This is a genomic window from Bacillus sp. JJ1532 (assembly GCF_036965085.1).
In the GTDB taxonomy this organism is placed as follows: domain Bacteria; phylum Bacillota; class Bacilli; order Bacillales; family Cytobacillaceae; genus Cytobacillus.
This window is the reverse complement of the sequence record NZ_JBALOW010000014.1, coordinates 23,203-35,491: the sequence shown is the minus strand read 5'-3', so window position 1 is coordinate 35,491 and position 12,289 is coordinate 23,203. Positions and strand designations below refer to the sequence as shown.

The following is a 12,289-nucleotide window of genomic DNA, read 5'->3' as shown; positions in this document are numbered from 1 at the left end:
AGCGGACAGGCTTCTATTTTTCGTTCGACTCATTTCTCCGTAAAGCACAAAAAGGAAACAAAATGTTCTATAAAAGCATAAAAAAGACAAGTCCTTTACGACTTGTCTTGAATGGGAATCATAAACGTTCAACCCTGCAAAATTAAAAATATATATCAACTAAGCAGCAAGTTAACCTCGTCTAGCGCCTCTTCCCCCACGCTTCGATTCAGTATTACGTTTTAATGATGACAGACGATCTTCACTATCCTTTAAGAAACGAGCCATTTTAGATTCGAAATTTTCTCTTGATGGACGATTATCGTTTGCTCTGCCTTGACGTGGACGTTGAGATTGTGAATGTCCTCTAGACTCTCTTCTTTCGCCTCTTTCAGGTCTTTCCGGTCTATCTGGTCTTTCAGGCCGATCCTTTGCCTTTTTAATGGAAAGACCGATCTTTCCATCCTTTTCGACATTAATAACTTTCACTTCGACCTGGTCGCCAACTTTAAGGTGATCATTAATGTCCTTCACATAATTGTCAGCGACCTCGCTAATGTGCACCAGACCTGTTGAGCCTTCCGGTAACTCCACAAACGCTCCGAAATTTGTAATTCCTGTTACCTTTCCTTGTAACTTGCTGCCCACTTCGATTGACATAAAAAGAAATTGCCTCCTTGAAAGATATAAAAATACTTACTACATATTATACCGAACTTAAGAAAAGAGTTCAATACAAGGGCTAATTAGAAGTTGAATCCTTTTTTTCCTCTTTTTCCTTTAACTCCGGCAAATTAAAAATGACCTCATTGTTATCCGAAAGGAAGTAATCCTTTCTAGCAAGCTTGGCTATGTATTCATCATCATTCAGCTTGACAATTTCCTCCTCCAGGGCCACTTCCTTTTTCTCTAATAAAGCCAATTCCTGTTCTAGCTTCTGTTTCTCCACTGTCTTTGCTTCGATCGATGAGGATTGCGAAACGAGCGTGGATATCATGAAAAAGGATAGAGCGATGGCACCCGTGAAGAAGACTGTTAATCTTCTATATAAGAGTCGTCTCTTCCTTCCAGCATGAATTTCTTCGGCCTCCTGCTGCTTGACATAGCTTGTATGAATTTTGGCTACATTTCTTTTCTTGATAGCCCCCATTTCGCACCCCTCCTTACTTTTTATATTTTTTCAGGATTGTTATCCACTTAGTTAAATGATTCTTTATCTTTCGTAAAACTCCTGCCATTCTATTATAAATCTTCTCGACCGATTTTTTAAGACCTTTCGGCAAAACTTTCCAAAATAACAACAAAAGCCACTTGAAAGGGAGAAGAATGATCTTACAAATGAATAAAATAATCCTGAATATTAATATTAAAAGAGCCACTAGTCCCTTCTTTATCATTAAAAGTAAAGAAATAACAGCAAATATGAGTCCTCTTACTGGTTTATAGATCATATAATGAAACAATTTTAATAAAAAGCGATAAATAGCGACAATTACCGAAATAGAAATCTCCAGAAGACGCACATATAATCCTTTAAATAAACTTTGATAGGCCGCAAAGCCGCATAAAAGGGCAATAAATATATAAAATCTCAGTTCTCCGCGATTAACGATAAATAAAATATAAAAAATAGCCAGCCCTTGTACAACCCAAAAGAGGATATCATTGATAAAAACAATCCAGCTTTTGCGATTACTGCGTTTTAGGAAACGGTTGTAAGTATCAAGAGCTGCGCCAAAGACACTGCCCATGCCAATCATGGCTAGCATGGTGATAAACTGTGTCGATAAAGTCATCGGAATAACTTGCTAAAGAAGCCTTTAGCCTTATCTCCATGCTGATCATCTAAATAAACGAGATCCAATATTTTCCCTTTTATGGAGACAACCCCTTTATCGACATCAAGGTTTTTCATCTGCAGGTTCTGCCCTTTAATCGCCAAAAACCCCATTACAGTATCTAATAAAAATTCCTCATTATCAAAGCTCTCTACCTGCTTAACCCCTGTAATGTCCAAAAGCCTTCTTCCACGCATAATAACATCGTGGTCCTGAACATTCGACTTTGTTGAATTTTGCTCAAAATATTGGCTCATCTTACATCCCCTCACAATCACAAAGTACAAGCTTTTTGTACATGTTATGAGAAAGGGATGAGAAATAGAACATAGAAAAGCAGAAGCACCTTGATCAGGGGCGAAAAGCATAAGACGAGTTGGCAGGAAGGTTGGTCTTTACCTTCTTGCCAACTCGGCTTATGACCTCCGACGTACAGGACGTACTAGTGCTGACTTTGCCACAGAACGTGGCGTACTTAGTCGGCGAGCCCCTAGGTGCTGGAGCTAGACAAATAGAAAAGCGGAGTGCTTATTCCTCGACTCCGACCTTTTCCTCTTTTACAATCGTATACATTTCTGCAGCTTCTTCTTTTTTCGTTGTTTCTTGAATACGGTCAATTTTGACAGTGACTACTCTTTGCCCAAAGCGGATAACTAACTCATCCCCGACCTTAACAACAGTGCTTGCCTTTGCCTGCTGGCCATTCACAAGAATTCTCCCTTGATCGGAAACCTCTTTTGCCAGCGTTCTTCTTTTTATTAATCGGGATACTTTCAAAAATTTATCTAATCTCATTGTCTGGACTCCTCTCCAACCGTTTTGCTTCTTCCCAGAATTCATCTAATTGCTCTAACCGGTAATCGGCAAAGCGCTTTCCGCTCTCTTTTACCTTCTTTTCTACATAAGCAAAGCGGCGTTTAAACTTCTGATTTGTTAAAAACAGAGCTTCTTCAGCGTCAATTTGGTAAAAACGTGCAATATTCACAATAGCAAATAGGATATCACCAAACTCATTCACGATTTGCTTGCTTCCTTTTTCCGCCTCTAATTCAAATTCACGAAGCTCTTCCTTTACTTTCTCCCAGGCAGGCCCGACTTCCTCCCAGTCAAAGCCAACCTTTGCTGCCTTTTTCTGAATTTCGGCAGCGGCCATTAAATTGGGAAGGGATTTACTTATTCCGTCAAGGATTGATTTTTCCTCTGATTGGCCCTTTTCTTCCTGCTTAATATCCTGCCAATTTCTTAATACATCTTCTTCCGTCTCAGCGGTTACATCCCCAAATACATGCGGATGGCGGCGTACCATTTTTCCGGAAATCCCTTCAATCACATCTTCAATGGAAAAGAAGCCTTCATCCTCCCCTATTTGCGCATGAAGCATGACCTGCAGAAGGACATCTCCGAGTTCCTCCACCATATGATCGATATCGTCTTCATTAATCGCTTCAATAAGCTCGTAAGCTTCTTCGATTAAATACTTTTTTAATGACTCATGCGTTTGTTTTTTATCCCATGGGCAGCCATTTGGCCCGCGAAGCTCGGCAATAATCTCGCGCAGCTTGGAAAAGCTTTTATACAAAATGGCCTCATCCGTTACGGGAGGAACATAAATAGAAGTAAGATTATTTATCTCCATATCCCGATCCAATTCGTACAAAGGAACCTTGCGAAGCTGCTCTTCCTTGCTCCCTGCGGCCGTCACAATAAAAACATTATAATCATAAGGCAATAAATCCATTAGCGTAAGCTTTACTTCAGATGCCACAAACTGATCATACACCTGTCCAATGATCATGTGATGCTTCACTTCTAGCTCATCTTTCTTCAAGCTTGTTCCATCAAGCAGCTGAAATCCCTCGATTGGATCAATTTTAAGTGACTGGAACAAGGCATCAAGAAAGCTTTGCCCCCCGCCGATTTCTATCGTTATTCCATGATCTGCCGCTCTCTCCAGCAACAGCTGAACAGTGCGTTCCGCAACAAGCGGATGGCCTGGTACTGCATAAGTAACATCTCCGCGTAAAGCTTCATCCAGCAGGCTCGAACAAATTTCTTCATATACTTCATGAAATTGCTCGTGTTTTTCATATATAGAGTCAAATGAAGAAAATTCAAGCCCCTCCTTCACCAATTCCATAACGACAGGATGTTCTTTCGTCCGCAGATATAGGGGGGAAGCGCTTTTCAGGGCACGGTAGACTCCCAGGGGGAGCTGCTCTAAATCCCCGGCACCTAACCCAAGAATCGTGATTTTTGACATTGATTGGTTCATCTCCTATTCCTTTTAGGCAGAAAAAAAACCAGCTTGCTCCCAAATGGCAGCATTAAAAGCTCTTTTTCTTTAAAGGTATTCCCTTTTAATACAATCCATAGATAAATAAATCCGCCAACAGCCACAGCACTTAATGCCTGAAAGCCATTAAACAAACGCCCTTCTTCGAAGCTGGCTAAATAACCCGTCATATATAAATAAACCCGCAAGGCAATAAACATAGAAAGTGCGGCTATCCCAATAATCAGGATAAATCGTTTGCTCAAAATCCGCGCCCGCACTTGATTGCGGAGCTTAACAAGCAAGATGACCATAATGAAACTTAAGGTCAAACACGAGGCTGCCGCTGCTCCCAATGTCCCTAATGGCGGAATAAGTATTGCATTTAGTACATATTTCACCACGAAGCTGCCGAGAATAACAAAGGCTGGAAATAGAATAATGCCTAAGCCTTGTAATATTGCGGTAACGGTCATTATGATGGAGCTTAACAAAATAATAAGGCTCAAAACCCCTAAAACATCTGAACCCTCGCTGTTTTCAAACAGCATAATATTTGTTGGGCGAATAATACTCCATAAGCCGATTGTTGCGGCAACGCCTACAAACAAGGCGATTTTAAGCGCCAGTCGAATGTTATCATGCATAAATGCAAAATTTGACCTTAATTTTTCACTTGTAATAATCGGAACTAATGATAATGACATGGAAGTGGCAACCACCATCCCTACCTGAATAAGCGGCTGACCTCGATCATAAATTCCCTTAAGCTCCTTCGCCTCAAAAGTATCTACTCCTGAAGAAATAAGCATCGAATATAGATTTAAAGAATCTGCCATTTGCAAAAACACAAGGAGCAAGCTGCTAACGCATATGGCAAATCCCTGTACCAAAAGAGCCCTAGCTATTTGTATGTTTTTTTGAATATCAAATTTTGCTAAAGGAAGATGAGATTTACGTCTTCCTATCCAATAAAATGTGATGAGAACAATAATGGCTGCGATCCCGCCTGTTACAGAGCCGAACGCCGCTCCTCCTCCTACAACGTACAAGCTATATCCCTTACTTGTCAGCAAAAAAGCGGCTAAGAAGATCGTAATCACTCTTATGAATTGCTCAACCACTTGGGATATGGCTGTAGGAACCATATTCCCTCTCCCTTGGTAAAAGCCTCTTAGCAATGCAACTACAGGGAAAATTAAAAAGGTGACTGAAATGACTTTCAGTAAAATCACAAGCTTGGGATCCTTCATTTGAGCCGCCAGCCAATCCGCGCCCCAGAAAAGAAAAGCAAAACAAATAAATCCGATTATAAATAATATTAGGGCGGATGTGAAAAATAGATGCTGTGCCCCATTTTTTTCCTCCCGGCTCGAAAGCTCCGTGTAAAGCTTTGAAATCACAACCGGAAAACCATATGTAGATAAAGCAAGGGCAACTCCATAAAACGGATAAACTTGCTGATAAATATAAAAACCAACATCTCCCACAATATTTTGAAACGGTACGCGGTAGACGGCGCTTAATATTTTTACGATTAATGCGGCAAAAGTTAAAACGAAAGCCCCTTTAAATAATTCTATAGCTTTTTTCTCGGGACCCATTGCCCCTCTCCTTCCAAATCTTACATTCGAAAGTATTATAACATGGCTGCTTACTTAATTGCCCCCATGAGTCACTTCATTGAATTTACCTCGTGCTGCCATGCGACGAGCTGAACAACGCTTCCCCGAGTATACTATGGCGCAGGAGCACATATATAACAGTTTATTAATTTAAAGGGCAGCCAACCCGAAAAACCATCAGTGGGCCCCCAATTATATGGAGGCCCACTGATGGAAGTTTCACCTTATGATTCCATTTGTCTTGCTAAAAATCCTGCAGCTGTTTCTACAGCCTTTTGCTCAACTTCTCCTAACGTATCTTCTTTGGCATAGATGATCACAGCACCAATTGGATCTCCATTTGCAATGATTGGTCCAATGGTGTAGGAAGAAATGGCTTCAGTATGACCATCAACCAGTGCAAATTCACCTGATTGTGTTATAAGGACTGAACTACGGTCCTCCATCGTCTTCTCTACTAATTCACTAATGTTTTTGTTTAAGTATTCCTTCTTGGATCCCCCTGCAACAGTGATATATGTATCTCTGTCACAAATTAATACTGGGTTTCCTAAGCTGTCAAACAGTGCCTCCGCATACTCTTTTGCAAAGTCGCTTAGTTCACTGATCGGTGAGTACTTCTTCAAAATGACCTCTCCATCACGGTCAACGAAAATTTCTAATGGGTCTCCTTCACGAATACGCAGCGTTCTGCGAATTTCCTTAGGAATAACCACACGCCCTAAATCATCGATTCGACGAACAATACCAGTTGCTTTCATCCAATGTTGCCTCACTTTCATCTGATGATTTTTTATAGAAATAAGAAAAAGGATTTTCCAAATTCAGACAGATGTCCGACTTCTGGCGCATTGTACTAAAGTATAATGCCCAAGGTTGGAGTCCCGCACTGAAAGCGCGCAATTTTCAGCTTTTCTTATCTGGCCATGATTCAAAATTGGGAGAAATTGAATACATCGCCATGTTTGAACTTAGTATCTTTCATATGGAAAGTTCTATACACGTTCAATTATTTTTTCTCGAGTTTATCTTTCCATTAAAACTCGGAAAAATCATCTGGATCGTTTTCTGTACTTAGATGAACTTTGGTGGTTTTTCTAAAGAAATACCCTTCGTTTTCCATGAGTAAACATATTTGAAAGCTTTTAGGGCTTTTGCTCTGCTTATTTATTTAAGGGGCATTAGAATTTATAATGCCTGACTATGCTGTTCTTTAACGGAATCCTTCATCCCTTGTACCACTTCAAAGGCTATTTTTAACCATTCATTTGGTTTGATTCCTTTTATATGGAGTACTGCCTTGAGTTTTTTTCCATCCATCCCAAGCCCTACTGTACGTCCAAATTTACTTGTGACTTCAAAGATTTTCGGACCGTCTATTCGTTCGCTTGCCTTTTCTGATTGCAGAATCAGTATTTCTTGTTTACTCTGTTTAATCGTTTCCACTCCGGCAAGCTCTCCAAGAACCTTCATTTGTGCGACTTGGAATAAATAGGCAACCTCTTCAGGGTATTCTCCGAATCGATCGAGCATTTCATCATGAAGCTCCTCGATATCCTCTATACTTGAAGCACCTCTAAAGCGTTTATACATTTCAATCTTTTGATGGCCATCTGAAATATAGGAATCAGGAATATAAGCATCTAATTCTAGATCAATTTCGAGCCTCTGCTTATTCTCATGCTCCAGATTGCCTTTCCTATTTTCGATCGCTTCCTTAAGCATTTGCGAATATAAATCAAACCCAACAGAATCAATGAAGCCATGCTGTTCAGCACCTAATAAATTTCCCGCGCCCCTAATGGACAGGTCACGCATGGCAATTTTGAATCCGGAGCCAAGCTCTGTAAATTCTTTAATAGCCTGGAGCCGCTTCTCAGCTACCTCGGTTAGTACTTTATCTTTTCTATAGGTAAAATACGCGTAGGCGACCCGATTAGAACGGCCAACCCTTCCTCTCAGCTGATAAAGCTGTGATAGCCCCATTTTATCGGCATCGTGAACAATGAGCGTGTTGACATTTGGGATATCTACCCCAGTCTCAATGATTGTCGTGCTCACAAGTACATCATATTCGCCGGAAAGGAAACCTAGCATAACCGATTCGAGCTCATTTTCAGTCATTTTCCCATGGGCATAGGTCACTCTTGCGTCTGGAACAAGCATAGATATTTCCTCCGCTTTCCGTTCTATATCCTCTACTCGGTTATAAAGGAAATAAATCTGCCCATCGCGAGCAAGCTCTCTTTCAATCGCCTCTCGTACAATTCCTCCATTATACTCCATCACATATGTCTGAATAGGAAAGCGATTTTCCGGAGGAGTTTCGATGACCGATAAATCACGCACGCCGAGCATCGACATATGAAGAGTTCTAGGAATAGGTGTAGCCGTTAATGTTAGAACATCCACATTTGTTTTCAGCTGTTTTATTTTCTCCTTATGTGTGACCCCAAACCGCTGTTCCTCATCGACAATAAGCAGGCCTAGGTCTCGATACGAAATGTCCTTTGAAAGAATACGATGAGTCCCGACTACCACATCAATGGTCCCCGCCTTTAAACCTTTGATCGTTTCTGTTTGCTGTTTCCTAGATTTAAATCGGCTTAGCAATCCGACCTCGATCGGATAATCCTGAAAGCGCTCTCTCATTGTTTCGTAATGCTGCTGAGCAAGGATAGTTGTCGGAACAAGGAAAGCTACTTGTTTTCCATCGGCGATCGCTTTGAAGGCAGCACGAATCGCTACTTCTGTTTTCCCATAGCCCACATCCCCGCATAATAACCGGTCCATCGGGCGCTCTCTTTCCATATCTCTTTTAATTTCGTGAATGGAACGAAGCTGATCCTCTGTTTCTTGATATGCAAAGGCTGCCTCGAATTCCCGCTGCATCTCCCCATCTGGGCTAAAAGCATGTCCTTTCGATGCTTCTCGCTCTGCATAAAGCTTAATTAAGTCATCTGCAATATCTTGTACAGAGGATTCAACCTTCTTCTTAACCCTCTTCCAATCGCTTCCGCCAAGCTTATATAATTTAGGTTCCTTTGCTTCGGAGCCTACATATTTTTGAATAAGATCAATTTGCTCGACTGGAACATAAAGCTTATCCGTACCGTGATAACGAATATGGAGATAATCCTTATGAACCCCATTAATTTCAAGTGTTTCAATTCCTAAATATTTTCCTATCCCGTGATTCACATGAACGACATGATCTCCAACTTTTAACTCGGAATAGCTTTTAATCCGTTCCGCATTAGACAGCTTTTGACGGCGGGTCTGCTTTTTCGTTCTTTTATTAAAAAGCTCTTCTTCTGTAATGACCGCAAATCTTTGGCTTGGTAGCTCGAATCCAGTTAACAAACCACCTGCCATAATTTGAACCTTTCCTAAAAGGAGAGGCTGATCATTCTTGATATAGAATGCTTCGATTTCATAGTCTTCCAAAACTCTTTGAAGCTTCTTCACTCTTTCTTCATCAGAGCCTAAAAAGATGACCGTGTAATTTCCTTTTCTCCATCGTTCAATTTCCCCTTTGAGCACATTCATTTGACCGTGGAAGTTTTGCATTTGTTTACAGGAAATATTAATAATATTTTGCGGATTCGTATTTGGGATATGTCTTAGAAACAATGACAAATAAATGAGCGGCTGTTTCTTTTGCTGTAAAAACCCCTTTAAATTATGGGATATTTTCACATCATGAATCATTTGCCCCTCACCTAATAGACTTGTATACCACTCGGCCTCTTCCTTTTCAAGAGAGTCATTCATTTCTTGAACTCTGCTAATTTCATCGATGAAAATCAGCGCATTTTCTGGAAGATAGTCTACTAAACTATTTTCTTTTTCATATGCAAAAGAGAGATACTTAAATAGCTGGTTAGGCTTGCTCCCCATTCTTAATTGCTCAAGCTCGTATCCGATGTTCTGTGTGAGCAATGTTTTTACTTTTTCATCCTTTAACTTCTTTAGGCTTATGCCTAATCCCGCTTCAATCTTTTCAATCATTTTCTGAAAGTGCTCAACTGTTAATGGATATTCAGTTGCGGGACCAATTGTAACTTCAGATATTTTTTCCTTGGACCGTTGATCTTCCAATGAAAACGATCGAATAGAATCTACTTCTGTATCAAATAATTCAATTCGAATGGGATCGGATTCTGTTAATGGATAGATATCAATAATTCCGCCTCTTACACTAAACTCACCGGGAGACGAAACCATGCTCACACGCGAGTAGCCCATTTGGACGAATGTTAGAAGCTGCTCCTCCTGAAGTTCATCTCCTATCTTTAAGGTAAGCTGACTTTTTCTCCAGAGAGAGGCTGGTGGGAGAATTTTCCTTAAGGCTGCCATTGGTGCAATTAATATTCCATTTTTACTTTTACTCCAATAATTTAACACTTCGATTCGCTGTGCCTTTAATTCTGGGCTGGCAATACTAATTTCAGCGGCAATTAATTCATTAGCCGGATATAAAAACACTTCTGATTCCTTAACGAGATGAACGATATCATCATAAAGCTTTTGCGCCTGCAGAAGATTATGTGTAATGATTAATACCGGCCTTCGTGTTTGCTCATAGACAGATGATAGAAATAAAGTCCTTGCAGAACCGGATAAGCCTGATATTAACTGCTCCTTAAGCCCTTCCTTAATTCCAGACAAGACGGATTGCAGATCATCTTGCCCACTAATCATATTCTTGAGTCCTTTCATATGACTACCCTCCCTTTCTTAAGAAGAATGAGGCCCGTGGATGCGGGTCATGCAGACGTTGCCACAGGACGTGGCGTTCTTAGTCTGCGTTCCTTTTTTATTCAAAGCGTTCTCCGCATTTTTGAATTAAATAGAAAAATGCTTTGGATGGATGTCCAAAGCCTGTTATTGAATTAGAAAATCATGCTGATGGTATTCCGGATTTCTCTGTAGTAATTCATGACAATCCTCGCAAATTGCCTTTACCTGAAGATTGCCCGCCATATCGTACGCAATCATCTCTTGACGTTCCTCATGATTTAATAAATGAAAGCCTAATTGCTCCGTGTGGATGTCGGTATCTTCTATCGTACCAATCTCCACTCCACAATGGCGGCAATGATAATGTATAGCCATGCCTGTTCCTCCTATTATACACTCAGTATCAATAGTATGATCGTTTCTAAAGGAACTTATTCATTCGGCAATAGCTTATACAGCATAATAAGAATGATATACTATCTTATGAAAAAAGTAGAGATATATGAGGAATTATTGATTAAATTCATTCATGATTTGTAAAAACGGCTTAGAGATCCATTCCTCACAGGCATCTGAACATCTTTTGATGACTTCACCCATTTGCTCCTGCTCTTCTTTTGAAAAGCGCCCTAACACATAGTCAGACACTTTCATCCCGCTCGACGGCCTGTCAATTCCAACTCTTATTCTGTTAAACTCTTGTGTACCCAAATGTGCGATGGTGGACTTGATTCCATTATGCCCTCCAGCACTGCCCTTTTGCCTTAACCGGATCTTCCCAACCGGGAGATCTAGATCATCATAGATAACTACAAGCTCATCATTGTCAATTTCGAAATAATCCATTAACGGAACAATAGATTCACCTGAAAGGTTCATATATGTAAGCGGCTTTAATAAATATACCTTTTCCCCATTTACATAGCCCACTCCATAAACCCCCTGGAATTTCGCCTGGTCAAGAGGGATATTAAACTTCTCTGAAAGTGCATCAATGACCTCAAAACCAATATTATGCCTTGTTTTCTCATACTGCTTCCCAGGGTTCCCTAGCCCTACTATTAGTTTCATGATTCCACCTCTTATTATAAAAAGCACAGAGCACTGAACGTGAAAATAGGGCTGACCAATCATTTTTCGGGTCAGCCCCTTATTCATTGCAAGGAACTCATCTATTTTAACCTTTATTATTCACTAGCCTTAGTTTCTCTGCCTTCTTCATTTTCCGGAGTTCCACCAGCCTGCTGTTCACCGCTATGAATTTCTTCTTCTTGTCTAGGTGGAAGAATAGAAGCAATGACTTCCTCTTCCTCATTATTGATCTCATAGTTGAGGTTTGTTTTTATATCACCAATTGTTAACGTTTCATTAACCTGAAGACTAGTTACATCGACATCAACAGATTGAGGGATGTTATCCGGCGTAGCTGTAACAGAAACTTCATGTAAAGCCTGCTGCATAACACCACCGTCCTTCACTCCTGCTGCATCTCCAGTAAGAGCAATACGGACATTAGCAGTTATTTCTTGGTTCATATCTACTGCAAGAAAGTCAACATGAATAATCTCATTTTTTATCGGGTCTGCCTGATAGTCACTTAACACTACATTATGCTTCTTACCGCTTAAATCCAATGAAATGACGCCATTCCTGCCCACTTGACGGATTACTTTCGTGAAATCCTTCTCATTAAAATAAATCGATTGACTTTCAATCTTGGCCCCATAGACCACAGCAGGAATATTCCCTTCTTGTCGAATACGCGTTAAGACCGAGCCGCGAAATTCCTTTCTTTCCTTTGCTTGTAAAACAGTTGTCATAAGTAGGTCCCC

General features: G+C 40.5%; 12 protein-coding genes. All 12 read right to left on the bottom strand.

Annotated features, from left to right (window positions below; genetic code table 11):
* Positions 1 to 171 precede the first annotated feature (171 nt).
* The 12 genes from V7122_RS06275 to V7122_RS06220 all read right to left on the bottom strand — a co-directional run bounded on the left by V7122_RS06275 (position 172) and on the right by V7122_RS06220 (position 12,277).
* Positions 172 to 639: a S1 domain-containing RNA-binding protein gene (locus V7122_RS06275; RefSeq protein ID WP_335526055.1), complete on the bottom strand. Its 468-nt coding sequence runs from the start codon at positions 637 to 639 to the stop codon at positions 172 to 174.
* Positions 640 to 721: 82 nt separating this feature from the next.
* Entirely contained in the window at positions 722 to 1,129 is a 408-nt protein-coding gene (locus V7122_RS06270; protein WP_335347202.1) for an FtsB family cell division protein, read from the bottom strand.
* 13 nt (positions 1,130 to 1,142) lie between these two features.
* Positions 1,143 to 1,775 carry a spore cortex biosynthesis protein YabQ gene (gene yabQ / locus V7122_RS06265; RefSeq protein WP_335526054.1) on the bottom strand — a complete coding sequence of 211 codons (633 nt, stop codon included), beginning with the start codon at positions 1,773 to 1,775 and terminating at the stop codon, positions 1,143 to 1,145.
* Positions 1,772 to 2,074, bottom strand: a complete 303-nt coding sequence (gene yabP / locus V7122_RS06260; protein ID WP_335488374.1) for a sporulation protein YabP — start codon at positions 2,072 to 2,074, stop codon at positions 1,772 to 1,774. The genes yabQ and yabP overlap by 4 nt, the downstream gene beginning before the upstream one ends.
* A gap of 271 nt (positions 2,075 to 2,345) precedes the next feature.
* Entirely contained in the window at positions 2,346 to 2,612 is a 267-nt protein-coding gene (locus V7122_RS06255; protein ID WP_335345285.1) for an RNA-binding S4 domain-containing protein, read from the bottom strand.
* Positions 2,599 to 4,077 (bottom strand): nucleoside triphosphate pyrophosphohydrolase, encoded by a 1,479-nt coding sequence (mazG, locus tag V7122_RS06250; protein WP_335526053.1) that lies wholly within the window; start codon positions 4,075 to 4,077, stop codon positions 2,599 to 2,601. The genes V7122_RS06255 and mazG overlap by 14 nt, the downstream gene beginning before the upstream one ends.
* Before the next feature lie 8 nt (positions 4,078 to 4,085).
* Positions 4,086 to 5,693, bottom strand: a complete 1,608-nt coding sequence (locus tag V7122_RS06245; RefSeq protein ID WP_335526052.1) for a putative polysaccharide biosynthesis protein — start codon at positions 5,691 to 5,693, stop codon at positions 4,086 to 4,088.
* A gap of 245 nt (positions 5,694 to 5,938) precedes the next feature.
* Complete coding sequence (gene spoVT, locus V7122_RS06240; RefSeq protein WP_335345282.1) at positions 5,939 to 6,475, bottom strand: stage V sporulation protein T; 537 nt, start codon at positions 6,473 to 6,475, stop codon at positions 5,939 to 5,941.
* 427 nt (positions 6,476 to 6,902) lie between these two features.
* A complete protein-coding gene (gene mfd / locus V7122_RS06235) occupies positions 6,903 to 10,436 on the bottom strand; it encodes a transcription-repair coupling factor (RefSeq protein WP_335526051.1) in 3,534 nt (1,177 codons plus the stop codon).
* A 165-nt stretch (positions 10,437 to 10,601) separates the two neighbouring features.
* Positions 10,602 to 10,832 (bottom strand): anti-sigma-F factor Fin family protein, encoded by a 231-nt coding sequence (locus V7122_RS06230; RefSeq protein ID WP_315666815.1) that lies wholly within the window; start codon positions 10,830 to 10,832, stop codon positions 10,602 to 10,604.
* A 135-nt stretch (positions 10,833 to 10,967) separates the two neighbouring features.
* A complete protein-coding gene (gene pth / locus V7122_RS06225; protein ID WP_335526050.1) occupies positions 10,968 to 11,528 on the bottom strand; it encodes an aminoacyl-tRNA hydrolase in 561 nt (186 codons plus the stop codon).
* A gap of 116 nt (positions 11,529 to 11,644) precedes the next feature.
* Complete coding sequence (locus tag V7122_RS06220) at positions 11,645 to 12,277, bottom strand: 50S ribosomal protein L25/general stress protein Ctc (RefSeq protein ID WP_335345279.1); 633 nt, start codon at positions 12,275 to 12,277, stop codon at positions 11,645 to 11,647.
* Positions 12,278 to 12,289 lie beyond the last annotated feature (12 nt).

What these genes read in the sequence shown, in the direction of transcription:
- V7122_RS06275 (WP_335526055.1), bottom strand. Translation starts at nt 639, where the DNA reads ATGTCAATCGAAGTGGGCAGCAAGTTACAAGGAAAGGTAACAGGAATT.
- V7122_RS06270 (WP_335347202.1), bottom strand. Translation starts at nt 1,129, where the DNA reads ATGGGGGCTATCAAGAAAAGAAATGTAGCCAAAATTCATACAAGCTAT.
- yabQ (WP_335526054.1), bottom strand. Translation starts at nt 1,775, where the DNA reads ATGACTTTATCGACACAGTTTATCACCATGCTAGCCATGATTGGCATG.
- yabP (WP_335488374.1), bottom strand. Translation starts at nt 2,074, where the DNA reads ATGAGCCAATATTTTGAGCAAAATTCAACAAAGTCGAATGTTCAGGAC.
- V7122_RS06255 (WP_335345285.1), bottom strand. Translation starts at nt 2,612, where the DNA reads ATGAGATTAGATAAATTTTTGAAAGTATCCCGATTAATAAAAAGAAGA.
- mazG (WP_335526053.1), bottom strand. Translation starts at nt 4,077, where the DNA reads ATGTCAAAAATCACGATTCTTGGGTTAGGTGCCGGGGATTTAGAGCAG.
- V7122_RS06245 (WP_335526052.1), bottom strand. Translation starts at nt 5,693, where the DNA reads ATGGGTCCCGAGAAAAAAGCTATAGAATTATTTAAAGGGGCTTTCGTT.
- spoVT (WP_335345282.1), bottom strand. Translation starts at nt 6,475, where the DNA reads ATGAAAGCAACTGGTATTGTTCGTCGAATCGATGATTTAGGGCGTGTG.
- mfd (WP_335526051.1), bottom strand. Translation starts at nt 10,436, where the DNA reads ATGAAAGGACTCAAGAATATGATTAGTGGGCAAGATGATCTGCAATCC.
- V7122_RS06230 (WP_315666815.1), bottom strand. Translation starts at nt 10,832, where the DNA reads ATGGCTATACATTATCATTGCCGCCATTGTGGAGTGGAGATTGGTACG.
- pth (WP_335526050.1), bottom strand. Translation starts at nt 11,528, where the DNA reads ATGAAACTAATAGTAGGGCTAGGGAACCCTGGGAAGCAGTATGAGAAA.
- V7122_RS06220 (WP_335345279.1), bottom strand. Translation starts at nt 12,277, where the DNA reads ATGACAACTGTTTTACAAGCAAAGGAAAGAAAGGAATTTCGCGGCTCG.